Origin of the sequence: Actinomyces sp. oral taxon 849 str. F0330 (genome assembly GCF_000239715.1) — a bacterium.
In the GTDB taxonomy this organism is placed as follows: Bacteria; Actinomycetota; Actinomycetes; order Actinomycetales; family Actinomycetaceae; genus Actinomyces; species Actinomyces johnsonii.
Genome location: NZ_JH470358.1, coordinates 48150 through 73593 on the forward strand (window position 1 = coordinate 48150; position 25444 = coordinate 73593).

Consider the following 25444-nt stretch of genomic DNA (forward strand, 5'->3'; position numbering starts at 1 on the left):
GGCGCGGGGACGCGCTTGTCCGGGCTGCAGCGCCCCTCGATGAGCAGGTGGCGCTGGAGCTGGCCGGGGCCTGGCTGGCCGAGGAGGAGCGCACCGTCTGGGACGGCGGGCGGCTACGCACCGAGCGCGTGCGCCGCCTGGGGGCCATCACGCTCACCGCCACGCCGGGGTCGCCTCCGGGACCGCAGGAGGTGGCGGACGCCGTCGTCGAGCGGGTGCGAACTGAAGGCGCCGGCGCGGGTCTGGCCGCGCTGCCGTGGGATGAGGAGGCCCGGAGCCTGCGCGCCCGACTGGCCCTGCTGCACGAGCACCTGGGCGAGCCCTGGCCGGATATGAGCGATGCGGCTCTGGCAAAGCGGGCCGAGGAGTGGTTGGCACCGGCGGTCATGAGCCTGGTCGGGCAGGCCGGCTCACGCGGGTCGTCCGGGGCTGCGGCGTCGAGCGCGGGGAGCAGGCGCTTCAGCCTGGAGCGGCTGGATGTGGCCCAGGCGCTGCGGGCGCTTCTGCCCTGGCCGCAGGCGGCGCGCCTGGAGGAACTGGCGCCCGAGCGCATTGAGGTCCCCTCCGGTTCGCAGGTGCGGGTGGACTACGGCTCCTCCGCTGCCGGCTCCGCTGGGCCCTCGGCCGCCACAGGCGCCATGGACTCCGCTGGCACCGGGCAGGCGGGTCGGCCGGTGCTGGCGGTGCGGGTCCAGGAGTGCTTCGGTTGGGCGGCCACGCCGCGGATCGTGGAGGGACGGGTGGCCGTGCTGCTGCACCTGCTCTCGCCGGCACGCCGGCCGGTGGCGGTCACCGACGACCTGGCCTCCTTCTGGGAGCAGGGCTACCCGCAGGTGCGCTCCGAGATGCGCGGACGCTACCCCAAGTACGCTTGGCCTGAGGACCCGTGGAACGCGCCCGCCACGAGGGGGACCGGACGGCGTCGGTAGGCGGGGGCGAAGATAATCTGAGGGCCCTGCGGGGACGGCTGGCGACGGGTGCCGCAGCGGGCCGGCACTGCCAAGAGGTCTAAGGAGGCCGACTCTGGTTGACCCTGGCCGGCTCAGACGTTCTCAGGACAACCGGCTTAGCGACGACTCACCACGTGGAGGCGTCCAGGCGGCTGAAGCGGAAGCCGGTGGAGTTGTGTTCGGTGTCGGGATCGGCGTCGGGCACGACGTATCCGACGATCTGGAGGTTCCAGGTGCCGCGCCCGCCCCACAGGGTGGCCGTGGTGCGGGTGCGGCCGCGCACCACCGGGAAGCCGGCGATCGTGTCTGTTTGAACGGACACCACCTCGTGGGCGTGGTAGCGCATGGAGCCGGTGGCGATGTCCCCGAGCCATTCGATCTTGGGCTGGGGATAGCCGGTCATGTGGGTCAGGACGCAGTCGTCGGTGAGCAGGGCATCGATCGCCTTGGTGTCGCCGGCGACCATGGCGTCGCACAGGAGCGAGTAGAGGTCGGCGGCCGCGTGCGGCGCAGCCTCGGAGGCGTGGGGGTGAGGACGGGCCTGAGTACGGGTGCGGGAGAGGGTTCGGGATTCGTGGGGACGGTGGGGGCGGCGGCTCATGGGTCAAGGGTAGAGCCCGATGTCGGACAAATGGGGGACCAAGTGCTTTCAGCGCGCGTGGCAGGTGTGCAGGTCCCGCCGCATCTGACGTTGCAGCCAGTTTCACGGCGTTGCATCGTGCGGTTCTGCACGGAACGTCACGCCTGCTTGAACTCGGCTCAGTACCGCTCCAACCACTCCGCAGGATGTCTCTTCGGCTGATAGCTCGCGGGAGGTGAGACCGTCCACCCCATCTCTCGGAGGACCTCTGCGGCAAGATCACCGGAAGACCGAACGATGGCTTTTGTCTGCTCCATTCTCCAACGGGCCCGGCCCGATCAAGTTCCTGGCGCGCCTGAGGAGGATGGTCGACTCCAAGCTCCTCGATCAGCATTGTCAGGAAGTCCTCCAGTGCGGGTCGCAGCCGCGGACCGCCAACAGGGGAGTGGATGTCAGAGATCTGGGGAGTCTTCTCAGCGCCTCCCCGCTTCTTGACCGTCTTTCGTCCGCTGCCATGACCATCGCGGGACATCATGAAAGTCCAGGCGTCACGATGCGCATGAATGTGAAGGTGCGAGCAAGGAACATTTGCCAGAGGACGACGCCGGTAGTCAAGACGAGCAAGCCACTCGCCTCCACCATGGGGTCTCAGGCCGAACATCGAGCCCTCGATGATCATGTAGGGATGCTGTGTCGATATCGAACAGGTGTAAGACACGACTAGATCGAGGAGTTTCTTGCCACCGATGGACAGGACGACAGGAGCCTTCTCCTGCGGATGAACAGCTGCCTTCCAAGGGTCCTCTCCTGCGACGTCGACCTGGAACTCAGGCGCTGCCGGGCAAACCGCACGCACTGTACGAGTCAGCCCCTCCGCAAAACGGAAGGTCTGCTCATCCGCCCCGGTGATCACTTGCCAAGGAGGAACATCAAGCTGTGGTACTCGGAGAACAGCTTGAGGTCGTCCGACGGGTACTCACCGGTGTACTCCTGGGCGAGTGCAGCATCAACACTGCCGAACCGACGCTCGAGTGCGCTGACGACAGCCCTCTCTCGTGCCTCAAGCTCGGCCTGCGAGAAGTGCTTGACGACTCCACGTGACGGGATAAGGGCAGTGGACATATGACTGCCTCCTTCCGTGGTCGTATACGCACTGTAGCGCATCGCTACGACACAAACCGTGCCCTCCTCACGGACGATCAGCGATCGGGTCTCAACCAGGAGAAACCGCCCCGTCCCCGAACTGCACGAACCGGGGTTCCTACTGACCGACACCTGTCTGCACTGCACGAACCCCCGAGAGTCAGGCAGTACACCCGTCTCTCACCCAGTGACGCCCAGCCCTCGAGCAGTACGGGCCCCCGCAGCGTCGGCGTCAGTGCGTCAGAGACGGAGAGGGCCCGCCGGGCAACTCGTGGTTGCTTCGGCGGGCCCTCCCGTGGTGGCGGTAGCGCTGGGATTCGAACCCAGGGTGGCTATGAACCACACAGACTTTCGAGATCTGCACCTTCGGCCGCTCGGACACGCTACCTCGCTTAAGAGGTTACACGGACGGCGGCCCGGGCCCCAACGCGGCGTCCTGCGGTATCAGTCACGACCGACGTCCGCCCTTCCTCAGCGGCGGTCGGCGAAGAATGCCGTCAGGAGGGCCTGGGACTCTTGGGCCCGCAGGCCGGCGCGCACCTCGACCTGATGGTTGGCCCGGGCGTCGCGCACGACGTCGCGCACCGAGCCGCAGGCCCCGGTCCTCGGCTCCCAGGCCCCCAGCACCAGCCGGGTCACGCGGGCCAGGACGATGGCGCCGGCGCACATGGTGCACGGCTCAAGGGTCACCACGAGGGTGCAGCCGTCCAGGTGGGAGTCGCCCAGGGCGGCGCCGGCGGCGCGCAGGGCACGGATCTCGGCGTGCGCCGTCGGGTCGTGCTCGGTCTGGCGGGCGTTGGCGGCCTCGGCCACAACAGCCCCCTCCGGCGAGAGGATGACGGCGCCCACCGGCACCTCCCCCGCACGGCCCGCCGAGCGGGCCAGCTCCAGGGCGCGCACCATGGCGGCATCCAGCGACTGTGCAGAGGGTGAAGACGTCACAGCCCCAAGGATGACAGACCCGGAATCCGGGAAGCGCCGGTCCCCGCCCGCACCGCGCTCAGTCTTCTGCATCACTCCGACGTCAGCGGGAATACATAACGGGTACATCACCTCCGTTATAGGCTCCACATGAGACGTACGGCCCTGGGCTGATCTCCCAGTTGCCGTATCTTGGCACCGCCCCATGTCCCCTCAATTCCAGTACGAAGTGAGTCCCCATGAAGAACGGAGCAGGTCGGTGAGCCGGTCCCCCGAAACGAGCGAGCAGAGCGAGCCCGCAGCAGACGAGCCCTCAGACCGCTCATCCCATTCCTCTGAGCACATCGCCCCATCCGAGGCATCGTCCGAGACGCCATCCGCCGCCCAGCTCGACAAGCAGTCCCTCAACCCGGTGGTCTTCTTCGTGTCGGCCACCATCATCGCCATCGTCGCCCTGGCCGCGATCTTCGCCCCCAAGATCGTCAACGACGCCTTCAGCACGGCCGTGACCTGGACGAGCCGCTGGTTCGGGTCCTTCTATATCCTCCTCATTACGGCCGCGCTCATCTTCATCCTGGCGCTGGCCTTCTCCCGGTTCGGGCGGATCCGCCTGGGTCCGGACAACTCGACGCCGGACTTCTCCACCTTCGCCTGGACGGCCATGCTCTTCGCCGCCGGTATCGGAACCGAGATCCTGTTCTTCGCCGTCGCCGAGCCGGTCGACCAGTACATGCACCCGCCCACTGGGGACGGGCAGACCATCCAGGCCGCCCGCGACGCGATCGTCCTGTCCCTGTTCCACTACGGCATCTCCGGCTGGGGCCTGTACGCACTAGTAGGGCTGTCCATGGCCTACTTCGCCTACCGACGCCGCGACACCCTCACACTGCGATCCACCCTGCGCCCACTACTGGGACGGCACACCGAGGGCGTCATCGGAGACATCGTCGACGCCGCAGCACTGGTCGGCGGGGTCTTCGGAATCGCCGCTTCGCTGGGCGTCGGCGTCGTCCAGCTCAACGTGGCCCTCAACATCCTGTTCGGGCTGCCACAGGGCTTCCCCACCCAGATCGGGCTGACCGCCCTGGCCGTCATCATGGCGACGGTCTCGGCCGTCTCGGGCGTCGACCGCGGCGTGCGCGTCCTGTCCACCATCAACGTGCTGCTGGCCATCGGCCTGGCCCTGTGGGTGCTCATCACCGGCGATGCCGCTTTCCTCATCGACGCGCTCGTGGGCTCCATAGGAGACTTCTTCACCCGCTTCCCGCTGCTGACGCTGGAGACCTACGCCTACAACCGGCCCGATGAGTGGCTCAATGCCTGGACCCTGTTCTTCTGGGCCTGGTGGATCGCCTGGGCGGCCTTCGTGGGCATGTTCCTGGCCCGCATCTCGCGCGGCCGCACCATCCGCCAGTTCGTGCTCGGCAGCCTCCTGCTGCCCTTCTGCTACATCCTCATGTGGGTGGCCATCTTCGGCAATCACGCCCTCGACCTGGTCATCCGCGGCAACGGCGAATTCCGGGACCTCACCCTGGACCAGCCCGAGCAGGGCCTGTACTGGATGCTGGAGCACCTGCCGGGCCAGAAGATCCTCATCGCCCTGGCCCTGTTCATCGGCATCCTCTTCTACGTCACCAGCGCCGACTCCGGCGCCCTGGTCATGGCCAACCTCTCCAGCCGCATCCGCTCGGCGCGCCAGGACGCCGCCGCCTGGCTGCGGATCTTCTGGGCCGCCCTGACCGGGATCCTGACCATCGCCATGCTCGTGGCCGGCGGCATCCCCATCCTCCAGCAGGCCACGATCGTCATGGCGCTACCCTTCTCCGGAGTGCTCATCCTCATCATGTACACCCTGTGGCGATCCCTGAGCACCGAAGACTCCTACAACCAGGCCCTGTCCATCGCCAACCGTAATCGTGCCCTCGGTTTCAACGGGACGGCCGCCGGCCTGGAGCAGACGCCCTGGCGCGAGCGCCTGGTCCACACCCTCAACTCCGTCTCCCCCGACGAGGCCAGCCACGCCCTCGAGCGGCGCATCGTGCCGGCCATGGAAGCGGTGGCCACCGAACTGCGCAAGGAGAACGTCTCCGCCGAGGTCTTCGTCGAGGGCCCCGAGGCGCAAGACCCCGACGACGAGCGCACCTTCCTAGGACGGGCCAGCCTGGTCGTCTCCGCCGCCCCGGCCACGACGGAGAGCGGCGAGGAGCAGTCCAGCTCCATCGACTCCTTCCGATACGTCGTGCGCATGGTGGTCACACCCGTACCCTCCTACGGCTTCGCCGTCCACGAGGCCGACGACCTCACGGTGCGCCTCGAAGTGCGCCCGCACAGCGGCGGCCAGGGCTACGACGTCGTCGACTGGAACTCCGACCAAGTGGCCCACGATGTGCTCGACCACTACGAGCGCTGGCTGGAGTACGTGGGCACCTCCGAGAAGACCGAGTCCCGGTTCTCACGCCGGTTCTAAATTCGCCCCGGTAGAGACATTCGACGCCGCAGGGGGAACGGGAAAACCGTTCCCTCTGCGGCGTCGAATGTTTCCGCTCATGTGATAGGCCCCCAGTAGGAAGAGGGCGGGAGGGTTAGTCCTCCTCGACCGTGAAGGAGGCGAGGCGCTCCTGGAAGGCAGGGTCGTAGTGGTCCACAACACCCCGTCCCTCGTCGAGGGCCGCGATGGCCTGCAGGTCGGCGTCGTCGAGCTGGAAGTCGGTGACGTCGAGGTTGGTGACCATGCGTTCGCGGTGGACCGTCTTGGGGATGACGATGATGCCCAGCTGGATGAGGTAGCGCAGCGCCACCTGGGCGGCGGTCTTGCCGTACTTCTCGCCGACGGCGGTGAGCACCGGGTGGGTGAAGATGTTGTTGCGGCCCTGGGCCAACGGTCCCCAGGACTCCAGGGCGGTGCCGTACTTGGCGTACCAGGCGCGGTTGTCGGCCTGCTGATTGAAGACGTGGGTCTCCATCTGGTTGACGGCCGGAGGCACCTCGACGTGCTGCGCCAGGTCCACGAAGCGATCGGGGAAGAAGTTGGAGACGCCGATGGCACGGACCTTGCCGGCGGCCAGGGCCTTCTCCATGGCGCGGTAGGTGCCGTAGTAATCGCCGAAGGGCTGGTGGACTAAGAGCAGGTCGATGTAGTCGGTGCGCAGGCGGCGCAGGGAGCCGTCGATGGAGCGAGCGGCGCGCTCGTCCCCGGCGTTGGAGAACCACACCTTGGTGGTCACGAAGACGTCTTCGCGGGGCAGCCCACAGGCGGCGACGGCGGCTCCCACGCCCTCCTCGTTGCGGTAGGCCTGAGCGGTGTCGACGTGGCGGTAGCCGACCTCGAAGGCCTCGAGCACGGCCCGCTCGGTCTCCTCCGGCGGGGTCAGGAAGACGCCGTAGCCGATCTGCGGGATGTCGACGCCGTTGTTGAGAGTGATGATGGGGGCGGAGTCAATGGCCATGAGTTCTCCTTCAATCTCCTTCAATGCGGTCGGTACGGGCAACCTAGTCCTGCTGGAAGGCACGACGTCAGCCCCTTTCGCGCCCGGCCCAACCAGCGCGTCGGCGAGGACATTCCGCGCCGAGACCCACATTCTTCGCACAGCCAGGACGGCGAAGCTCAGTCGCAGGCGCGCAGCACCTGCCCCAGGCTCTGCTCGCCCGCGAGCGCCCCGGCGCGAGCGGAGACGACGACGGCCAGGCAGGTGGTCGCCAGGGTCGCCGCGCACACGAGACCCAACGTCGTCCAGGGGAACCCCACCAAGATGCTGGCCAGCGGTCTGTGCATAGCCTCCGCCACCAGAACGGCCGTGGACAGGGTGACGAGCAGGCCGAGGACGGTCGCGGCGGCGGCGTGGAGAACTCCCTCGAGTACCTCGATGGCCAGGACGTCGCGCTCCATGGCTCCGGCGGCGCGCAGGAGGGCGGCGTCACGGCGACGTCGGCCCGCGCTCATGGCGATGACGGCCACACCCCCGGTCCAGGACACGAGGAAGGGCAGCCCGAACACGGAGGTGAAGCCTGTGACGGTGATGTCGGAGGAGGCCGATGCCGGGCCGAAGGAAACGGCGACCAGCCCGATCGTCACCAGGAAGGGTAGGACGGTGGCCGCCGAGCGGCGCGACTCCAGGGCGCAGGTGCGTCCGGCGACGTGCCAGGCGACCCCGGGATCCGGGATAAGGGCGGCGAGCAGGCGCTCCAGGACCGGGCTGAGCCAGCCGCACAGGATGCACACGAGCATCAACCCGCACAGGACACCGCCGAAAAGGCTCATGAAGACGTCCTGATTCTCCCCGCTGCGGATGACGAGGAACTCGGCGGCCCACCCAGCCGCGGCGGCAGCGGCCCAGAGCAGCCGCATAAGGCCCTTGAGGACTAGGCCCACACTCCGATGTGCTCTCTGCCCGCCCGACCCGCGCAGGAGCAGGGCTTCCGGGGAGCGTGAGGCCCGTTTGGCGGCGCCCCGACCACCTATGACGAGGGTGCCGGCGCTGATGAACGCGGTCCAGATGAGGTCAGCGGGTTTCCACTGAGGCACCGCGCCGGGCAGGGCGGCCCCATCGGAGATGAGCCGGTGCATCATGAACCGGCTGATGGGCAGGCTCAACGGCACCGCGACGAGAGAGGTGAGCGTCCCGAGGGCGAGGAGCTGGCCCTGGATGACCAGGCGAACCATCGAGGGGCTCATGCCCAGGGCCTTCCACAGCCCGTGGTCGCGCTCTCGCTGGGAGACCGCGAGGTTGCTAGTGGAGGACAGGACGGCCACGGCGGCGAAGACGACCCCAATGATGATGATGCCTGAGACGGATTCGGCCCCATCGATCATTGTGGGGTCTCCAGCAGCCTCCGCAGCGGCGAAGGCGCCATGAGCGACCCGGAACTGGCCGGCGACGGCAGAGGCGGCCACGACGGCGACGACGGCGGTCCACGCCCAGGAGCCGGCGTGGTGGCGCAGGTCGGACAGGAGCAGACGGATCATTGGGAGCCTCCGGCACCGCGGGCGGACAGGACGGCGGCGGAGATGGCGGCGGGGTCGCCCCCGGGCAGGGAGGCGACGAGGTGGCCGGCGTCCATGACGAGGACGTGCTGGGCCCGGGCGGCAGCTGCGGCGTCGTGCGTCACCATGAGGACGGTGGCCGGTTGCTGCACGGGGGAAGAGGACCCAGCTGGGGCGGGCACGGCGCCAGGCACAGCACCGGGGCCTCCGGCGAGCTCGGCGAGCCAGTCGAGGACGGTCGCGGCGGCGGCGACGTCGAGGGCGGCCGTGGGCTCATCGGCGAAGACAATGTCGGGACGGGAGGCCAGGACGCGGGCGATGGCGACGCGCTGGCGCTCGCCGCCGCTCATCTGGTGAGGCAGGTGGCGGGCCTGGTCGCTCAGACCCACACGCTCAAGGGCGTCGTCGACGGCAGTGCGGCTCAGGGGTCTGCGGCGCAGGCGACCGGGCAGGGCGACGTTGTCGCGCGCGGACAGGGAGGTGACGAGGTTGTCGTCCTGGAAGACGAAGCCGACGTGCCGGGCCCGGAAGCGGGCAGCAGGCCGGGGGCGAAGCGAGCTCGTCCGGGTGCCGAGGAGCTGGACGGTGCCGGCAGTGGGGATGTCAAGCCCGGCGATGCACTGCAGGAGGGTGGACTTGCCGCAGCCGGAGGCGCCGACCAGGGCGGTGAAGCTACCGGCGGGCAGGGCGAGGTCGACACCGTTGAGCGCGGTGACGTCGGCGTTGCGGCGCCCTTGGACGCGGAAGACGCGGGTGAGTCCGGCTACCTCGATGGCCGGCGGTGCCTGCGGCCCCTGCTTGTCGGCGCTGACTGTGGCGGGACGGTCCCGGCGACGGATCATGACAGGCCCCAAACCCCTGCGACCGCAACGACGAGCCAGGTGAGGACGGATACTGCTCGGCTTCCCGCCAGGATCCCCAGTCCCCATCGCGCGGCCAGCCTCCTCAGCCAGGGTCCCATGATGGTCAGCAGCGCGGCCAGGATCGAGGGCAGCCAGGTCCGCACGCCGGCGCCGCTCATCCTGGCGAGCAGCTGACGCGATTCCACCAGGAGGTCGTGCACCCAGGCCGCCGCTCCCCCACCCGGCGTGGCCACCCCCAGCAGCTGCGTCAGCTGCCGTCCGACGATGACGATCAGCAGCGCCAGCACCAGGGCCTCGGCGCCCACCGCCACGTACCAGCGCGTGTAGGCCCGATGCCGTTCGTGGACCCGCACCTTATCGGAGTCCGTTGGCAGCGCCTGCTCGTCGAATCCCGCCCCAAACACCTCGGTACCGGCGGAGGCCTGGAAGCGGGTGGATGTGCGGGCCGTCCCCGAAGAGGCGGGGCCGAAGGCGTCGCAGGCGACGGCTGCAGTGCATGGAAGGAACGGGTCGAGACTCATGTGCACCAGTTCACTCGCGACCGGCCGCCATCGCACTGGTGCTCGCCCCCGTCTTCGTATCCGGCTAACCCCACCTCACTCCACTGGAGCGTCCACCACTTCAGGGGTGCCAGCACCACCCCGGGGTGCCCGCACGGGGGCCAGCACGAGTGCGTCCCGTCCCTGAGCCGGTTAGCGTCGTCGGCATGATCTCTGTGCCACCCGGCGTTTCATCCGTCGAGCGCCGTCCCGCCTGGTATCGCCGACGACGTCGGTGGATCGGCATCATCGGATGGGAGTTCCTGCACGCCGCGCTGTGGATACCGTCGATTCCCCTCCTCATCCCCGTCATTCTGCTGTTCCATCTCACGGTACCGCTAGGGGCGTCGCTGGAGCGCATCGTTGCGCGTCGCATAGGGGTGGAGGCCCCCTCCGGTCGGAAGAAGGGGGAGCGCAAGACCCCGTGGCTGCTGGCGCGCGTCGCTCACGTGGAGTTCTGGCGGCAGGACCTGCCCCTGTGCCTGGGAGGCCTGGCACTGACCACGGCATCGTTCTTCATCAGCGGGTTCTTCGGGGCCTTGGCCGTCACCAGCATTCTGGCGCCCTTCATGGCCTCTCCTGAGGCGCCCATCACGCTTCATCTGGGCGTCCAGGAGGTGACGGTGACCGAGCCGCAGAACGCCTGGCCGCTGGTGCCGGCCGGGCTGGTCGGCCTTATCCCCGCCTTTGGGGCGCTCCTGGGCTTCGGAATACTGCGGCTGCTGTTAGTGGAAGCACTGTCGGGTGAGCGCAAGAAGCAGCGCCTGGAGCAGCTGACCGCCGAGGTCGGCCACCTCACGGCCAGCCGAGCCACCCTCATGGACGCCTTCGAGGCCGAGCGCACCCGCATCGAGCGGGACCTGCACGACGGCGCCCAGCAGGACCTCGTCGCCCTCACCATGAGTCTGGGCGGGCTGCGCCTGGCCGCCGAGTCCCTGCCAGACGACGAGGCCACAACCACGTCCCGGACCGCGCTGCTAAAAGGGATCGACACGGCGCAGGACCGCGCCGAGACGGCCCTGCGGGACCTGCGCGAGACCGTGCGCGGTATCCGTCCGGCGGTCCTGTCCGAGCGCGGCCTGGCGCCGGCGCTGAAGGACCTGACGGGCCGGGCACCGCTGCCGACCAGCATCGTCGTCGACGCCGAGGAGGCCGACCTGGCCCAGATCTCGCAGCCTGTGGCAACGGTCGTCTACTTCGCGGTGGCCGAGGCGCTGACGAACGCCGCCAAGCACGCCCGAGCCGAGAGCGCGACAATCACGCTGCGCTGCACGGGCACGGGGCTGAGCACCGTCGTAGCTGACGAAGGACGCGGCGGGGCGGACCCCAAGCGGGAGAATGCCACCGGGCTGCGGGGCATGGCGCAGCGGGTGGAGTCCATCGGCGGGCGGCTGAAGGTCAGCTCCCCCGAGGGCGCCGGGACGCGGCTGACGATCACGGCGCCGCTGACCCCACCGTGGGGCACGGACGATCCGGAGGATGACCGGGAGCGTGAGCAGCCTGGACAGGCCGCGTAACCATCACCCACACCCGACCATCCGACTGAGGCAGGATGTGCCCATGAGGATCCTGCTCGCCGACGACGCCGCCCTCCTGCGCGAGGGTCTGGCAGGGCTTCTGACCACCGCCGGGCACAAGGTCGTGGCGCAGGTGGCCGATGCCGACGCGCTGCGCACCGAGGTCGAGCGCCTGGCCGCCGCCGGGGAACTGCCCGACATCGTCGTCACCGACGTGCGAATGCCACCGACAGGCACGGATGACGGACTGCGCGCCGCCATCGACCTGCGCCGGGCCCACCCGGGTCTGCCGGTGGTGGTGCTGAGCGCTTACGTGGCCGGGCCCTACGTGCAGGACCTGCTCGAGGAGACTGAGTCCTCGCCGTCCCCGGCGTCCCCGGCCGGGTCCGGCGGCGCCGTGGGCTACCTGCTCAAGGAGCGCGTGGGGCGGGTGGCGGACTTCCTGCACTCGCTCGACGTCGTCGTGGGCGGCGGAGTGGTCATCGACCCGGAGGTGGTCTCCCACCTCATGAAGGCGGCGCGGGCCGCCGGTTCCAGGGCCGGTGGGGCCGCGGAGAACACGGCAGGCCCAGCAGCGGTTGCCCCTACCGCACCGTCCGGTTTTCAGACGCCGGCGCCGATCGGGGCGGTCTCCCCGTCGACGCCGTCGGGCGGAATCGCGAGCACGGCACCGGGCGGAGCGGGCCTGGACCGGCTGACGCGGCGCGAGCAGGAGGTGCTCGAGCTCATGGCGCAGGGGCTGTCGAACGCCCAGATCGCTGAGCGACTGGTGCTCTCCGACGGAGCGGTGGCCAAGCACGTGGCGAACATCTTCCGGGGGCTGGACCTGCAGCCGGGCGAGGAGAACCGGCGCGTGCGGGCAGTTCTGGCCTGGTTGCACGCCCGCGCCTGAGCCTGGCCGCACAGCGCAGTGGTCACGGAGGCCGAAACGGCCCCCACGGCGTGCCTGATGTCCAAATCGGTGACAAAGAAGCCGACGCGGTCTTCAGACCTCCGACAGAACCGCGGAATCATGCGGTTCTTATCTGACACCTTGAACCCGTTTCGGGTCTTTGTCACCGATTTGGACACGAAGTGACCAGCACTGCGAAACTTCGACGGGGATTCCGACGCCGGCCGCCTTCCGATCACTGAGGTGGCATGGTCACGCAGTGGGCGCAGACGCAGCCGGCGCGGCGTTGGGGCGGTGTAGGCCCGGCTGCGGCATTAGGCTGTCTCCATGCGCCTCCACGTTGCCGACCACCCCCTCATCGATCACAAGCTCTCCGTCCTGCGCGACGAGAAGACGCCGTCGGCGGTCTTCCGCCAGCTGGTGGACGAGCTCGTCACCCTGCTCGCCTACGAGGCCACCCGCGAGGTGCGCACCGAGGAGGTGGAGATCCGCACCCCTGTGGCGCTGGCGCAGTGCCGCCGTCTGGCCGACCCGCGGCCGATCGTCGTGCCGATCCTGCGCGCGGGCCTGGGGATGCTGGAGGGTATGACGCGCCTGCTGCCCACCGCGGAGGTCGGCTTCCTGGGGATGAAGCGCGACGAGGACACCCTGGAGGTGGAGACCTACGCCAACCGTCTGCCCGACGACCTCTCGGGCCGCCAGTGCTTCGTCATCGACCCCATGCTGGCCACCGGACACACCCTCGTGGCAGCCATCGACTACCTGCTCGAGCGCGGGGCGCGCGACGTCACCGCGCTGTGTCTCATCGCCGCCCCCGAGGGGGTCAGGACGCTTGAGGAAGCGGTCGGCGAGCGGGCGAACGTCACGGTCGTGACCGCCAGCGTCGACGAGCGGCTCAACGAGCACGCCTACATCGTGCCCGGGCTCGGCGACGCCGGGGACCGCCTCTACGGCATCGTCGACTGAGCCAGCGGCACCCTCTATCGGATCGCGGCTCTAATCCGACGGCGGAGCCAGGCGCCGGTGGTCCGATTCGGCGACCTCGGGCCCTGGATTTCGTTAGGCTCGGGAGACATGACGACGGGGCACTCACCATCTTCCGGAGATTACGATGCCACGATGGCGGCCAGCAGATTCGCCTCGCCGCAAGACCTTGAGCGAATCGCGCAGGCCCGCCCCGACCTGCACTCGATCCTGGCGGCGAACCCGTCGATCCCGCCCCAGGTCCTCTCGGTGCTGGAGCGCTCCGACGATGACGTGGTCCAGGAGATTCTGGCGCGACGGACTGGGCAGGGTGCGAGCCAATCCGCCGGAATGACACCGCCCGCATGGCCGGGGCAGCCGCAGATTCCCGGCCAGATCGATGCAATGGCGCCAACAATGGCGGTGGCGCCCCAGCCGCAGCAGGCCTCTGGATACGGGGCGGCGCCCCAGGGCTACGATGGCGTTCCGCCGACGGCGCCCGGCGCCATGGCTCCGGGCGCCGCACCTCAGGGTTACGGATACGGGACGGGCGCCGGGCCCCAGCCAAGTCCCTTGCCACAGGATTCCTCTCAGGCGGCTCAACCCGTTGCTCTGCCGCCACCGTCCCAGCACTACTCGGCTCCGTCGATGCAGTCGGCGGCGCAGCCCATGGAGCAGCAGCCCGCGATGCCGCCCGGAGTACCGGCCGGAGCGCCGCCGGGATATATGCAAGGGCAGAGCCAGATCACGGCTCCGGCGTACGGCGCACCGATGTATGCGCCGACGATTCAGCCCCCGAAAAGACGGGGTCTCAAGGTACTCGCAATCGTTCTGCCGATCGTTCTGCTTCTAACCGGGGGCGGTGTGGCCGCCTGGTACTTCTTCGGATCGTCGAGCACGTCAGTAGTCACTTTCAGGACCTCCCTAATAGATTCTTGGGCCCAGGGTGCACAGGAAGCGTGGAGCGTCGACGTCGCCTCCGACGCCGAACCGTACGTTATTGGCGACTATTTCCTGACCTATGAGAAGTCGAGCAACACACTCACCGGATACTCGTCGCTGGACAAGGGGATGGAAGAGTCATGGCGCGTCGAGCTCGCCGACGACATCTACCAGTCCTCCTACGCCTCTTCTTCCCCCTCATTTCAGAACTGGGGAAACAGCAGACTCATCTATCGCCATCAGATGATCGACCTGAAAACCGGAAAGGAGAGCTCTCCCCCGTGGGGCGAGGAGGACTCCGCCGTGATCGCCGGCGGCGTAGCAATCAGCTGCAACTCCGACGACCGTTGTACCGCCTGGGAATCGCCGAGTAAAAAACGATGGAGCAAAACCATCAAGGGGGCGAAAGAGTTTGCAAAGCAATCCGCTGTGTCGAACACGGAGATCCTTACGCGGGGAGGAAAGGAGTACACCGCCTTCTGCAACATCGTGATCGACCTCAGGACCGGCGACACGATACACCTGGGAAAGAAGGGCGAAGTATCAAAGGACACGGCCGTTGTCTACATTAAAGACGGATGGTTGCTCTACAGTAAAGACGAAACCTCATCAGAGGACAATCTGAAATGGGATGTCACCGTATATGACACTCAGGGAAACAAAAAGAGCAGCTACACAATAAAGCCCTCCGAGGGTAAGGATCCGATATTTCCGAACAACACCCTCCTTACAGCCGAACAACATCAAAAATACTTCAGTGAACGAGAATACGATGAAGCCCCTCTGACGATCTCCAGAGGCAGCTCCGGCGGCTGCGTCTCCAAACTCACCCCTAAGAACGGTCAGTCATTCTCCGCTCCCACGTCCACCAAGCACAGCTCCAGCAGCGATGATGACGACACCCCATGCCCGACGTACGCCTCGATCTCCTCACAAGGAAGCATCGTGAGCCTCACCGCCTGGGAACACAGCGACCCTAATTCTGCGCTTCTTCTCATGAACACCAGAACTGGAAAGGAGATCAAATTCAAAGAAATCGACTGGAAGAGCGGAGACTCGCTCATCATGGCAGAATATGATCTCATCATCGGTTATGATAAGGAGCACGGGAAGGCCATTGGCTTCAAGCCCGAGTCATAACCCAGCACCGCCTGGCACCCCGAATCCCGAGTAGATGGGTATCCGCGAGCGGGCCCCGGCGAGGCCGTCTTTACCACCTCGACGACCGTTCCGACAGCCCCTCATCGGCGTATCCGAGGTCGACAGGTCCCCATGGCTCGATTCGCGCCCTCACACCGTAAACTCCGGTAGGCTTCGAAGCTATGACAACGGGGTACCCTCCTTCTTCAGGCGACAACGACGCGACCATCGCGGCAGATGGATTCGCCCCTTCTCACGATCTTCAACGTATCGCGGCCACCCGCCCCGACTTGCACCCGATCCTGGCCGTGAACCCGGCGACGCCGCAGTCCGTCCTCGACCTGCTGGCGCACTCCGACAACGTTGCTGTCAAGGAGGCTTTGGCACGGCGGTCCAGACAGGGGACGACCCAGACGGATGAGGCTGCACCTCCAGCGCAGTCGCAGGCCTCGGAGCAGATTGACGCCATGGCACCGACGATGGCGGTGGGGGCGGCGCGGCCGCAGCAGTCCACCGGTTATGGGAGTGCGCCCCAGGGATACGGCGCGGTGACTGGGGCCCCGGGGTCAACGGACATCGCGCAGCCGCCCGGCGCCGACAGGCCGACTTCGCAGCCGTCTGTCCCTTCTGCTTCCCCTGTGGCGCAGCCGGGACCCCGGCAGACGGGCTCCATCGGATACCCGGCGATGAATCAGCCCGCCATGGGAGCACCACCCGGGCAGCCGGCCTTCAATGGCCCACCGGTGCAAGCTGCACCGGCACTACGTCCAAAGCGACGACGCGGAGCCACGGCGGTAGCGGTCTTCCTCCCCATCATCCTGGTCCTCGCCGCAACCGGCGGGGCGTGCTGGTACTTCTTCGGACCATCGGACGCGAAGATCATCAACCGGCACATCGAGTTGTCGGACGACTGGAAGGACGGCTCCGTCAAGAAGTGGGACGCCGACGTCGCGGCCAGCGCGACGCCGCTGGTTGTCGGTGACCACTTCCTCACCTACGAGAGTTCGAACCACACTCTGACTGCCTACACGATCGCCGACAGCGGGATGACGAAGGCGTGGGACCTCGAGGTCGGGGGCGACAGTTCGGACCCCTCCACCTCGTTCGAGTCGACGGCGTACTCGTGGGGTGATGACAAGGTTGTCTACGGGCCGACGATCATCGATCTGAGCTCGGGTAAGCAAGGTTCTGTACCGTGGAGCGAGAGCCAGTCGGCCATCATCGCCGACGGAATAGCCATCAGCTGCGACACTGAGAATCAGTGCACGGCATGGGAGTCCCCTCAGAAGAAGAAGTGGACCATCACCATCCCAGCCGAGGACGGGGTAAACTTCTCGTCAATGCGAGGCAATGTGAATGTTGTGACGCACAAGAAGCACAAGTACATCACCATCAATAACGTCGTCCTCGACCTTGCCGACGGCAAGACCAAGGTGCTTGGCGGGGACAAAGCGAAAGCGACGACCAACACCGACTACGCCGAAGATGGTTGGGTGGTCTACGAGAAAAATGCTCTTAACCCGGGCCCCGACGACCCATGGAGTGTCGTCGAGTACGATCTCGACGGAAAGCAATTGTCAGCTTACTTCGTGGACCCAAAGAAAGAAGAAAGCCCTCTCATTTATCCCGAACATTACCTTCTGACAATTAAGCAGATCCACGCATACCATAAGAAGAACGAGTCGCCCGCCCCCATGACGGGTCTTCGAGACTCAGGGTCCTCCTGCATCAATATGCTTGTCCCCAAGGTTGGAAAAAGCTTCACGATCCCCAATCTGGAGAAGAAGAAGGAGAACGAGGCTTTCTGCGCCTCCGGCGCCACACTCTCTCCAAAGAAGAAGGCGGTCAAACTCAAGGCACAAGCACAGGTCGATCCGAATGCCTTCCTTTATCTCATGGACGTCAAAAGGGAGAAACAGGTCGAATTTGCCGGGATTTTCTGGGAGAGAGGTGATTCTCTGATCGTCGTCAAACCTGACCTCATCATCGGCTACATGCGCGACCTGGGGAAGGCCCGCGGCTACAAGCCTGAACTGTGATCAGGTCGGCCTCGCACCCGTCTCCGAACCTCAGCGGAGACATTCCACGCGGCCGGATACTCCCCCTCAACACATGGAGACATTCCACGCGGTCGGGAACAGGATTCCCGTTCCCGACGGCGTCGATCCGGGCGGCGCGCGCCTACTTCATGGAGTTCAAGCGGCAGCAGGAGGGGCTGGCCCCGGACCGGCGCTTGAGCGTCGGCATCGTCTACTCCTACGCGCCCAACGTCGACGCGCCCGGTGAGACGCTGGCCGATGAGGCCGTGGACCCCTCGCAGCTGACCGCGGACGACCGTGCCTTCCTCGATGAGGCGATCCGCGACTACAACGCGCACTTCGGTACCGCCTACGACACGAGCGCGCAGGGCTTCGAGGGCTACTACGAGGACATCTCGCGGCGGCTGGCGGAGCGGACGATCGACCTGGTCATCGTGGTCAACATGTTCCTCACCGGGTTCGACTCCAAGACTCTCAACACCCTGTGGGTGGACAAGTCGCTGCGTACGCACGGGCTCATCCAGGCGTTCTCGCGCACGAACCGGATCCTCAACTCGGTCAAGACCTACGGCAACGTGGTCCGCTTCCGGGACCTGCAGGACGAGACCGATGAGGCCATCGCCCTGTTCGGCAACGAGGCCGCAGGCGGGCTGGTGCTCCTCAAGCCGTACAAGGAGTACCTAGAGGACTACCTGGAGAAGATCAACGAGCTGCAGGCGAGGTTCGAGCCGGGTCAGATGATCGCCTCGAGGCCGAGCAGAAGGAGTTCATCTGCCAGTTCGGGAAGATTCTGCGGCTGCGCAACATCCTGGCGAGCTTTGACGACTTCGGAGACAACGACGTCATCGGCGAAGCCGAGTTCCAGGACTACCGCAGCGTGTATGTGGACCTGTATGCCGAGATGCGGCGGGCCGCCGACGTGGAGAAGGAGGTCGTCAACGACGATCTCGTCTTCGAGATCGAGCTGGTCAAGCAGGTGGAGGTGGGCGTCGACTACGTCCTCATGCTGGTGGAGAAGCACCGGGGTGAGGCGGGAGATGGCGAGGATAAGGAGATCCCGGTGGAGATCCGCCGGGCTGTGACCTCCAGTCCCAGCCTGCACAACAAGCGCGACCTCATTGAGGACTTCGTGCACACGGTGTCGGCCTTCGGGGACGTGGGCGAGCAGTGGCGGGCGTTCATTGAACAGCGGCGCAGCGAGGAGCTAGCGGCGATCATCCGCGACGAGAGGCTGCGCGAGGGGCCGGCGAAGGCGCTGGTGGAGGCAGCCTTGCGGAACGGGTACGTGCCCACCGAGGGAACCGCGATCACGAGGATTCTGCCGCCCACCTCCAGGTTCCGCCGCTCGGCCGGCGATGACGGCCACGACGAAAAGAAGCGCCGTGTCCAAGCCGCCCTGGCCGCCTATGTTGAGCGATTCCGGGGGCTGAGTGCGATGGATTAGAGACACAAAAGCTCGGTCAGAGTACTCCGCGAATATAGCCTATAGCGAAGCCAAGAAGAATACGCAACGAAGGAGATGGACACGAACCTGGCGGACACTTAAGTTAGAGACAACTTCCACCACACCTTCTACCCATACGATCATCAAAGTATTCAGTCGAAAGGAAATCATGAAAATCGATTCCATTCACATAAAAGGATTCAGAAACTTCATCGATTGCGAAGTTGAGTTCGGCAAGCATACGCTCATCGTCGGAGAGAATGACATCGGCAAGTCAAATTTGCTTCATGCACTACGCATACTATTTGATCCATCTTTCAGCTCAAGAGACTTCGAACTTGATGAAAGCGACTTTAACATCACGTCCGAATGTTCCGAAGTCGTTATTACCGCAAAAATCATCGACGTCAGCGAAGATTGTTTGGTAAGCATATTTAAGGAAGCGCGAAGTGATGACGGCACCGTTTATGTCCGTTTTCAATTGAAAAAGGGCGAAGAATATATCTTCCTGACCGGACCTGAAACTGAAACCCTTGAAGAGACAGCCAGCAGATACTATATTCAGCATTTGCAAATGGAGTATGTTGCCAGCACCCGCGATCTATCGAATTTCCTAAAACGCCAACAAAACAGGCTTCTAGACATAGCGCGTGTGCAGAGAACGGACGAAGAAGAGCAGGAAGATCAAACAGCGCTTACGTCCATACAAGAGAAATTTGATGAACTCAATAACAAGATCAACGAGCTTCATTACGTTTCAGATTCCCTGAATGTTGTAAATGAGCGCATGACGGCTCTGTCCGCACTCAACGCAGAGCAGCAGATTCAACTCGTTGCAGGAAACACCGACGCGGGAGAACTCGTGGACAACCTGAAGTTGGCTTACCTCTCAGGAGAGGCTCCTCTAACATTTGGTGGAGATGGGCGTCGAAATCAACTTTATTTCGCAACCTGGCTTTCAAAACAAGAATTAGCCTCCAGCAATCAGCGCGAGAAAGTTGTATTTTTTGCTGTCGAGGAACCCGAGGCCCACCTTCACCCCCAGCAACAAAGACGCCTGTCGGAATACCTGTCATCGAATCTAGATGAACAAATATTAATGACAACTCATTCATCTCAAATCTTAGCACGTTTCACCGACGGAAAAATAGTGAGATTAGCCAAAGATATAAGCCACAAAAATACCAAGGCACTGAGCTATTCAACCAAAGTAGATGAAGCACTCAATAAGTTCGGATATCGAATGAATTCGATTACATCCGAGGTGTTTTTTTCTCGCGGTGTCCTCCTTGTCGAAGGTTCTTCGGAAGTAATGTTCTACACCGCATTAAGTGGCGCATTAGGCATAAACTTAGATCAGTTGAATCTTTCGGTCATATCGGTTGATGGCGTAGGCTTCAAAAAGTACCTCGACGTGTGCATCAGTCTTGAAATTCCCGTGACTATCCGTACCGATAACGACATATTTCGCGTCTACGGGAACAATGGTTGTATGCGGTACCGATATGCCGGAGTGGAGCGCGCGGTTGACCTGCTAGAAATTCTACTAGGGGACAGTATTTCAGAAGATACTAGATCTACTATCGAACAATACAAACATTCACTGGTTTGGGAAGGGGAGTTCCCAACCGAACAGAATAGTAAAGCCGCAGAATGCCTCAAAATGCTGGCCGAGGAACATGGGATTTATCTAGCTTTAAAAGACCTAGAAAATGATTTAAGCAGTGGTCCTCTACGAGATCAACTTGCAGGACACTATGGCAGACATGAAGAGAAGAAAATTGTAGAACAAATGCAGAAACGTAAAGCTGAGCGCATGTATGATTTCCTTAAAACAGAACCTGATCTAACTCTTCTAGCGAGCAATCCTATATCTGCCCCTTTGCGAGCCTTAGCTGGGAGGAACATCAATGTCGCTGGCACCGACCGATGAGCAACTCGTCGCGATCGAATACCCTTACAACAAAGCCATCACCGCAAGGCCAGGCAGTGGGAAAACCTTTACCCTCGCGCAGATGATCGTTAAAGATTCCAAAGATTTACTTTCATATCAAGGAATTATTGCGATTTCGTACACACGCAAAGCAAGTGCCGAATTAAAGGGGCGATGCATTCGTTATGGAGCGATACGAAACAGATCGTTTTATGGAACAATAGATTCATTCTGTATCAACGAAATAGTTGCCCCTTTTCTAAGTCGATTCCTTAAACGCTCAGTCGATCTGAAGATTATCGATTCAGTTAACAGCAATAAGTTTGATGAAAGAACTAAGGACGAGAAAGTAATCGAAGCACTTAAAACAGGTAAACTGCCAATCAATATGCTCTGCAGCGCGGCCGTGCTGATACTCGACCGAGTAGAAGCCGCCAAGTTGTATGTTAAAGCGCGTTACAAAAGCGTCTATGTCGACGAGTATCAGGACTGTGGAAGCTCACAGCATCGGTTAATAATGTGGCTGGCATCGATGGGGTTAAAAACAGTCGTTGTTGGAGACCTCGATCAGGCAATTTTTGGTTGGGCTAATAAAAGTCCAGAGTATTTGAGCAATCTAATCAGTTCAACTGACTTTAGGCACTTCGCTCTTACCAGAAATCATCGCTGCCACCCAAGTATCATTAACTACTCTCTCCGGCTTATAGGACACACTGACAATTTACTTACTACCGACGAATTGCGCGTGATTAGAGCTCGAATTATGCCTCTCAATTCGCCGCACTCTAGAAATTTAGTAGGTACTGACGAATCATCGATAGCTCAGGCAATTGAAAGATTCCTTCCTAATATCAAGAATAAGTACAAAGTCCAAAAATATAGTGACTTTGCTATTCTTGCACGATCCAATGCCACATTAGTTCGATTTCAAGAGGCGCTAACTGTTCCATCTAAACGTCACGCAGACAGCGTGCTCGACAGAGGTATCAGCAAATGGAGACGGGTGTTCATTATGTTACTTGAGATGTACTTTTCGCCCAACAGATTTGTCGACAGTTTTCTCGACGATTACTCCAACCTCTATTCTAAACCTAGCACACGCGCCAAAACAAAGCTGCTTGTATTAAAGTACTTATCTCTCGCACCTGGGAAACTGTGCGAGGAAACGAGTCTCGCTGTCGAAATAGCTAAGCGTTGCGAGCCGCGAGGGTTCAATGGCGAAGATATTGAGGCATATCAGAAAGTAGTGTCAGATTCGAGCGTTACAGCAATGTATTATCGGGCCCCCGAAGGACAACGAAGTCAACCTATTAACATATCATAAAGCTAAAGGACTGGAATTCGACGTGGTATTCTGTCTTGACACCTACGAGTACGTTATACCTCCCCCCAATTGCAGAAAAACAGATAGTGCCTACAAAGACGCCCTATCTCTGCATTATGTTGGAATAACAAGAGCGCGGAAGGTCTGCTATATCCCAATAGCGACTCGCCGCCACAATTCGAAAGGAGAATTACGGGATGCTAGCCCTTCTCACTTCTTCAAACTTAACGACATCAATCATCTGAGACGTGAAGTAGAATGGTGACACTCTGGTCCACCGATATATACCATGCACTTCCGAAGCACGGAGAACGTGCACTCTCGAAAGCACTCCATGGAGTACTCGGCATTTTCTGTCAACACAGCTATAGACCTCATACATCAACCACCAGTCTTGTACCGGGCAACAACAATATGGACGCGGTCGCGCAGGTGGAGCTTGGCCAGGTGCGGCTGACGTTGCGGCATACAGAGACAGGCTGCAGCACGAGTCTGCCAGCGTCTTTCTCGTCCGATACCCCCGCTGTGCCAGGCACGACTGAACTTTCACAGCCGTTACGGCAAGCAGCGAACGTCAGAGTTCAGTTCTGAGAGCGGAGGTCCCTAAGAACCTTGCGTGCCTCGGCGGGGTCCTCGTCATAATCGCCCACCGCCTGAGCATCGGTCACCATGTCCGACAGAGCCTCGTTCGCCGCCCGACGCTGACGCTCACGGAACTCCAGCACGTCAGTGAGGAACAGGCGACGATGCCGTCTGACCTTCTCAAACGGGATCTCGCCGGCCTCCAACATCCTGACCAGCGTCGACCGCGAGATACCCAGCATGTCAGCCGCCTCCTGCGTCGTCAGACGCTGGTCCTGCGGCGCCACCGTGACAGCCAGACCTCGACGCATCGCATCTACGGCTTGCTGCAGGGCCTCAGCCGCCGCGGAGGGGAGTTCAATCGTCTCACCATTGACGGTCAGCGCCGCACCGGAGAAGGCCTCAAGCGCCGCCTCAAGCTCGGCGAAGCGCCCGGCGACATCCTCCTCAGGTAGGTAGGTCCTGCTCTCAGTCGTCACGGTCATGATGCACTCCCACACTGCTGCTCGTTCATCGTTTTCGAGTTGGGCGTTTTGAGCGAATTGACTGTAAACCTCAGCAGGCGTCAGCACAAGGCAAGGCGCTGTCGCTTCTGCCAGCTCCATGGCGGCCAGCCGCGCACATCGAAGACTTACCTTCGCACCGAGGACGTATCTTTCCCGCACACGACGACGGTCAGACCCCAGTGATCTGCGGGAAGACGCAGTCCTCGCGGGACAAGTACGTCCCCGACCAAGGGCAGCACCCCAGTCATTATCAAAAACCTACAAGTTTTACTGTTTTATTAGTCTATTCAACATTAGAGAACTCTCACGCTCACCTGTGGTCCATCTAGGACTGACTCGTGACAGTTGAAGCATGAACACCTCACGCCGCATCCTCGCCCTGGCCCTGCTCATGCTTGTCCCGGTGGCGCTGGCGCTGGCCGCCGAGTTCATGGCCGTCGTCCCCGGCCCGCCCGCGCAGCCCAGCCCGGTCTACCTGACCTCCGCCGGCGAAGGGAGCTGACACCGATGTCCTCCAACCCCTCATCCCCTCCCCCGCCAGCCGCCGACCCGGCCTCCGGCTCCTCGGTCCCCGCCCAACTGCGTATCGTCGCCTGGACGCTGTTCGTCGTCGCCCTGGGGCTGACCAGCATGATCGTCTCCGTGCGCTCCACCCTCATGGCGGACATCTCGCGCTCCGCCAACACCGACGTCGCCCACGAGGTCAAGGAGCTCCAGAACTTCGCGTCCACCGGCGTCGACCCGCGGACCTCCCAGCCCTTCGCCTCCACCACTCGCCTCATGGAGGTCTACCGGGACGGCCAGCAGCTCACCGACCGGGAAGCCGTCATCATCTACAACCACGCCACCGGCAAGGCCACCCAGGCCTCCGGCGCCTCCGCCCCGTCCCTGAACCTGACCAGCACGGACCCCCTGTTCGTGAAGATGCTGCAGTCGCCGTCGGGTGCCACCGACTACGGCAGCGGAGAGGTCCGCTGGGCCCGGGTCGAGCTCGAGCCCGACGACCCCTCCCAGCACCTGTCCGTCATCACCATGAGCTTCACCGCCTCGCGCGTGGACCAAATCAACGCCACGATCTGGCTCATGGTCGGCATCAGCGCGGCAGTCCTGGTCCTCACCGGAGTCGTCGGGCTGCTCGTGGCTCGCCAGATCCTCAGGCCCCTGCGCGATCTGCGCACCGCGGCCGCCTCCGTCTCCACCCAGGACCTCAACCGCCGCCTGCCCGTCAAGGGCCGCGACGACATCGCTGGCCTGACCGAGGAGTTCAACGGCATGCTGGACCGCCTCCAGGAGGCCTTCGACGGACAGACCCAGTTCGTCCTGCGCGCACACCAGGAGATCTCCGGCCCCCTGACCGTCATGGACGCACGCCTGGCCAGCCAGCCGGCCACCCGCACCGTCCTCCAGCAGCGCACCCAGATCGCCGAGCTGCAACGGGTCCTCGACGACCTCCAGTCCCTCACCCAGGCCGAACGGCGCGACTTCGCCAACCTCACCCCCGACGTCGACGTCACCGACCTGGCCCGCACCCTGCTCGACGACGTCGAGGCCATGGCCCCGGGCCGCTGGAATCTCGACCTCTCGGCCCGCGGCACGGCCACGCTCGACGTCGAGCGCGTGCGTCAGGCCACCGGCCACCTCGCCCGCAACGGATTGCAGCACGGCGATGGCCCCCTCACCCTCACCATCGCCCCCGGCACCGACGGCTACGGCCGCAGCGGGCTGGAGATCTCCGTGACCGACGAGGGTCCGGGACTGGCCGACGACGACGTCGACTGGCTCTTCGAGCGCTTCACGCACGGCGAGGCCGACGGCAAGCCGCGCGGAAGCGGGTTGGGCCTGGCCATCGTGCGGGCCATCGCCGACGCCCACGACGGCACCGTCTTCGCCGTCTCCGCCTCGGGCCAGGGGGCCACCGTCGGCCTGCGCATCCCGGCCGGCAGCTCCTGGCGCCTCTCCTCCGACCCCGATCCCTCCATCGTCGCCTCCCCGGCCACCGCGCCCTCCTCGCGCACCTCGGCGGCCACGGCACCTCAGGTGACCACCGGTGAGCCGGCGGTTGCCCACGATGAGCACGCACGCGGCGCCTCGGGAGAGGAGGCCGGCTCATGACCACCGCGACTACAGCCACCGGCTCCTTCGAAACCGACACGCCCACCGTGCGCGAGACCCTGCCGCTCTCCCT

At 63.8% G+C, this 25444-nt stretch carries 21 protein-coding genes, 1 tRNA gene and 2 pseudogenes; 15 read left to right on the forward strand and 9 right to left on the reverse strand.

Annotated elements, in window-relative coordinates; all coding sequences use genetic code 11:
- A partial coding sequence (locus tag HMPREF0975_RS16860; RefSeq protein WP_009234526.1) for an ATP-dependent helicase C-terminal domain-containing protein occupies window positions 1–929 on the forward strand: 929 nt, incomplete at its 5' end.
- 148 nt (window positions 930–1077) lie between these two features.
- Here the strand turns inward: HMPREF0975_RS16860 and HMPREF0975_RS12385 are convergent.
- The 4 genes from HMPREF0975_RS12385 to HMPREF0975_RS12395 all read right to left on the reverse strand — a co-directional run bounded on the left by HMPREF0975_RS12385 (window position 1078) and on the right by HMPREF0975_RS12395 (window position 3576).
- Window positions 1078–1551, reverse strand: a complete 474-nt coding sequence (locus HMPREF0975_RS12385; RefSeq protein WP_009234527.1) for a nuclear transport factor 2 family protein — start codon at window positions 1549–1551, stop codon at window positions 1078–1080.
- Window positions 1552–2439: 888 nt separating this feature from the next.
- Complete coding sequence (locus HMPREF0975_RS12390) at window positions 2440–2652, reverse strand: hypothetical protein (protein ID WP_009234529.1); 213 nt, start codon at window positions 2650–2652, stop codon at window positions 2440–2442.
- 320 nt (window positions 2653–2972) lie between these two features.
- Window positions 2973–3061: transfer RNA gene (locus tag HMPREF0975_RS15775), tRNA-Ser, on the reverse strand.
- A gap of 83 nt (window positions 3062–3144) precedes the next feature.
- On the reverse strand, window positions 3145–3576 hold the full coding sequence (locus HMPREF0975_RS12395; RefSeq protein WP_155885552.1) for a nucleoside deaminase: 432 nt from the start codon (window positions 3574–3576) through the stop codon (window positions 3145–3147).
- 277 nt (window positions 3577–3853) lie between these two features.
- Between HMPREF0975_RS12395 and betT the strand changes: the two genes are divergently transcribed.
- Window positions 3854–6061 (forward strand): choline BCCT transporter BetT, encoded by a 2208-nt coding sequence (gene betT / locus HMPREF0975_RS12400; RefSeq protein ID WP_009234531.1) that lies wholly within the window; start codon window positions 3854–3856, stop codon window positions 6059–6061.
- Window positions 6062–6176: 115 nt separating this feature from the next.
- Here betT and HMPREF0975_RS12405 read toward each other — a convergent pair whose 3' ends face one another.
- From HMPREF0975_RS12405 to HMPREF0975_RS12420, 4 genes are all read right to left on the reverse strand, one after another.
- Entirely contained in the window at window positions 6177–7040 is an 864-nt protein-coding gene (locus HMPREF0975_RS12405; RefSeq protein ID WP_009234532.1) for an aldo/keto reductase, read from the reverse strand.
- Between the two features lie 158 nt (window positions 7041–7198).
- Window positions 7199–8557, reverse strand: a complete 1359-nt coding sequence (locus HMPREF0975_RS12410; RefSeq protein WP_009234533.1) for an FtsX-like permease family protein — start codon at window positions 8555–8557, stop codon at window positions 7199–7201.
- Window positions 8554–9417: an ABC transporter ATP-binding protein gene (locus HMPREF0975_RS12415; protein ID WP_009234534.1), complete on the reverse strand. Its 864-nt coding sequence runs from the start codon at window positions 9415–9417 to the stop codon at window positions 8554–8556. Before HMPREF0975_RS12415 ends, HMPREF0975_RS12410 begins: the two co-directional genes overlap by 4 nt.
- Complete coding sequence (locus tag HMPREF0975_RS12420) at window positions 9414–9959, reverse strand: hypothetical protein (protein WP_009234535.1); 546 nt, start codon at window positions 9957–9959, stop codon at window positions 9414–9416. The genes HMPREF0975_RS12415 and HMPREF0975_RS12420 overlap by 4 nt, the downstream gene beginning before the upstream one ends.
- A gap of 185 nt (window positions 9960–10144) precedes the next feature.
- On the opposite strand from HMPREF0975_RS12420, the gene HMPREF0975_RS12425 reads away from it, so the two are divergent.
- From HMPREF0975_RS12425 to HMPREF0975_RS17365, 11 genes and pseudogenes are all read left to right on the forward strand, one after another.
- Window positions 10145–11494, forward strand: coding sequence for a sensor histidine kinase (locus HMPREF0975_RS12425; RefSeq protein ID WP_009234536.1), 1350 nt, complete (start codon window positions 10145–10147; stop codon window positions 11492–11494).
- Between the two features lie 43 nt (window positions 11495–11537).
- Complete coding sequence (locus HMPREF0975_RS12430; RefSeq protein ID WP_009234537.1) at window positions 11538–12386, forward strand: LuxR C-terminal-related transcriptional regulator; 849 nt, start codon at window positions 11538–11540, stop codon at window positions 12384–12386.
- A 327-nt stretch (window positions 12387–12713) separates the two neighbouring features.
- Entirely contained in the window at window positions 12714–13352 is a 639-nt protein-coding gene (upp, locus tag HMPREF0975_RS12435; protein ID WP_009234538.1) for a uracil phosphoribosyltransferase, read from the forward strand.
- A gap of 153 nt (window positions 13353–13505) precedes the next feature.
- A pseudogene (locus HMPREF0975_RS17355) lies at window positions 13506–13658 on the forward strand (variant leucine-rich repeat-containing protein); the annotation flags it as partial.
- A gap of 360 nt (window positions 13659–14018) precedes the next feature.
- Window positions 14019–15431 carry a hypothetical protein gene (locus HMPREF0975_RS12440; RefSeq protein WP_232212535.1) on the forward strand — a complete coding sequence of 471 codons (1413 nt, stop codon included), beginning with the start codon at window positions 14019–14021 and terminating at the stop codon, window positions 15429–15431.
- Window positions 15432–15613: 182 nt separating this feature from the next.
- Entirely contained in the window at window positions 15614–17470 is a 1857-nt protein-coding gene (locus tag HMPREF0975_RS12445) for a variant leucine-rich repeat-containing protein (protein WP_009234540.1), read from the forward strand.
- Window positions 17471–17619: 149 nt separating this feature from the next.
- A pseudogene (locus HMPREF0975_RS17360) lies at window positions 17620–18003 on the forward strand (type I restriction enzyme subunit R domain-containing protein); the annotation flags it as partial.
- Between the two features lie 263 nt (window positions 18004–18266).
- The gene (locus HMPREF0975_RS16865; protein ID WP_232212538.1) at window positions 18267–18914 is read left to right on the forward strand and encodes a type I restriction endonuclease subunit R, EcoR124 family; all 648 of its coding nucleotides are present in this window, start codon (window positions 18267–18269) and stop codon (window positions 18912–18914) included.
- A gap of 169 nt (window positions 18915–19083) precedes the next feature.
- Window positions 19084–20847 carry an ATP-dependent nuclease gene (locus HMPREF0975_RS15070; protein ID WP_009234542.1) on the forward strand — a complete coding sequence of 588 codons (1764 nt, stop codon included), beginning with the start codon at window positions 19084–19086 and terminating at the stop codon, window positions 20845–20847.
- On the forward strand, window positions 20825–22171 hold the full coding sequence (locus HMPREF0975_RS15075; protein ID WP_009234543.1) for a UvrD-helicase domain-containing protein: 1347 nt from the start codon (window positions 20825–20827) through the stop codon (window positions 22169–22171). The genes HMPREF0975_RS15070 and HMPREF0975_RS15075 overlap by 23 nt, the downstream gene beginning before the upstream one ends.
- Window positions 22172–22193: 22 nt before the next feature.
- On the forward strand, window positions 22194–22436 hold the full coding sequence (locus HMPREF0975_RS17365) for a hypothetical protein (protein ID WP_442852336.1): 243 nt from the start codon (window positions 22194–22196) through the stop codon (window positions 22434–22436).
- Between the two features lie 316 nt (window positions 22437–22752).
- Here the strand turns inward: HMPREF0975_RS17365 and HMPREF0975_RS12455 are convergent, their stop codons facing one another.
- On the reverse strand, window positions 22753–23238 hold the full coding sequence (locus HMPREF0975_RS12455) for a helix-turn-helix domain-containing protein (protein ID WP_009234544.1): 486 nt from the start codon (window positions 23236–23238) through the stop codon (window positions 22753–22755).
- Window positions 23239–23611: 373 nt separating this feature from the next.
- Between HMPREF0975_RS12455 and HMPREF0975_RS16305 the strand changes: the two genes are divergently transcribed.
- Together HMPREF0975_RS16305 and HMPREF0975_RS12460 are read left to right on the forward strand one after the other, a co-directional pair.
- Window positions 23612–23761 carry a hypothetical protein gene (locus HMPREF0975_RS16305; protein WP_009234545.1) on the forward strand — a complete coding sequence of 50 codons (150 nt, stop codon included), beginning with the start codon at window positions 23612–23614 and terminating at the stop codon, window positions 23759–23761.
- Window positions 23762–23766: 5 nt separating this feature from the next.
- On the forward strand, window positions 23767–25371 hold the full coding sequence (locus HMPREF0975_RS12460; protein WP_009234546.1) for a sensor histidine kinase: 1605 nt from the start codon (window positions 23767–23769) through the stop codon (window positions 25369–25371).
- Window positions 25372–25444: the final 73 nt, after the last annotated feature.

What these genes read in the sequence shown, in the direction of transcription:
- HMPREF0975_RS12405 (WP_009234532.1), bottom strand. Translation starts at nt 7,040, where the DNA reads ATGGCCATTGACTCCGCCCCCATCATCACTCTCAACAACGGCGTCGAC.
- HMPREF0975_RS12440 (WP_232212535.1), top strand. Translation starts at nt 14,019, where the DNA reads ATGGAGCAGCAGCCCGCGATGCCGCCCGGAGTACCGGCCGGAGCGCCG.
- HMPREF0975_RS12445 (WP_009234540.1), top strand. Translation starts at nt 15,614, where the DNA reads ATGACAACGGGGTACCCTCCTTCTTCAGGCGACAACGACGCGACCATC.
- HMPREF0975_RS12420 (WP_009234535.1), bottom strand. Translation starts at nt 9,959, where the DNA reads ATGAGTCTCGACCCGTTCCTTCCATGCACTGCAGCCGTCGCCTGCGAC.
- HMPREF0975_RS12430 (WP_009234537.1), top strand. Translation starts at nt 11,538, where the DNA reads ATGAGGATCCTGCTCGCCGACGACGCCGCCCTCCTGCGCGAGGGTCTG.
- HMPREF0975_RS12385 (WP_009234527.1), bottom strand. Translation starts at nt 1,551, where the DNA reads ATGAGCCGCCGCCCCCACCGTCCCCACGAATCCCGAACCCTCTCCCGC.
- HMPREF0975_RS12415 (WP_009234534.1), bottom strand. Translation starts at nt 9,417, where the DNA reads ATGATCCGTCGCCGGGACCGTCCCGCCACAGTCAGCGCCGACAAGCAG.
- HMPREF0975_RS12395 (WP_155885552.1), bottom strand. Translation starts at nt 3,576, where the DNA reads ATGGTGCGCGCCCTGGAGCTGGCCCGCTCGGCGGGCCGTGCGGGGGAG.
- HMPREF0975_RS12425 (WP_009234536.1), top strand. Translation starts at nt 10,145, where the DNA reads ATGATCTCTGTGCCACCCGGCGTTTCATCCGTCGAGCGCCGTCCCGCC.
- HMPREF0975_RS12455 (WP_009234544.1), bottom strand. Translation starts at nt 23,238, where the DNA reads ATGACCGTGACGACTGAGAGCAGGACCTACCTACCTGAGGAGGATGTC.
- HMPREF0975_RS12410 (WP_009234533.1), bottom strand. Translation starts at nt 8,557, where the DNA reads ATGATCCGTCTGCTCCTGTCCGACCTGCGCCACCACGCCGGCTCCTGG.
- HMPREF0975_RS12460 (WP_009234546.1), top strand. Translation starts at nt 23,767, where the DNA reads ATGTCCTCCAACCCCTCATCCCCTCCCCCGCCAGCCGCCGACCCGGCC.
- HMPREF0975_RS16305 (WP_009234545.1), top strand. Translation starts at nt 23,612, where the DNA reads ATGAACACCTCACGCCGCATCCTCGCCCTGGCCCTGCTCATGCTTGTC.
- HMPREF0975_RS15075 (WP_009234543.1), top strand. Translation starts at nt 20,825, where the DNA reads ATGTCGCTGGCACCGACCGATGAGCAACTCGTCGCGATCGAATACCCT.
- HMPREF0975_RS12390 (WP_009234529.1), bottom strand. Translation starts at nt 2,652, where the DNA reads ATGTCCACTGCCCTTATCCCGTCACGTGGAGTCGTCAAGCACTTCTCG.
- HMPREF0975_RS15070 (WP_009234542.1), top strand. Translation starts at nt 19,084, where the DNA reads ATGAAAATCGATTCCATTCACATAAAAGGATTCAGAAACTTCATCGAT.
- upp (WP_009234538.1), top strand. Translation starts at nt 12,714, where the DNA reads ATGCGCCTCCACGTTGCCGACCACCCCCTCATCGATCACAAGCTCTCC.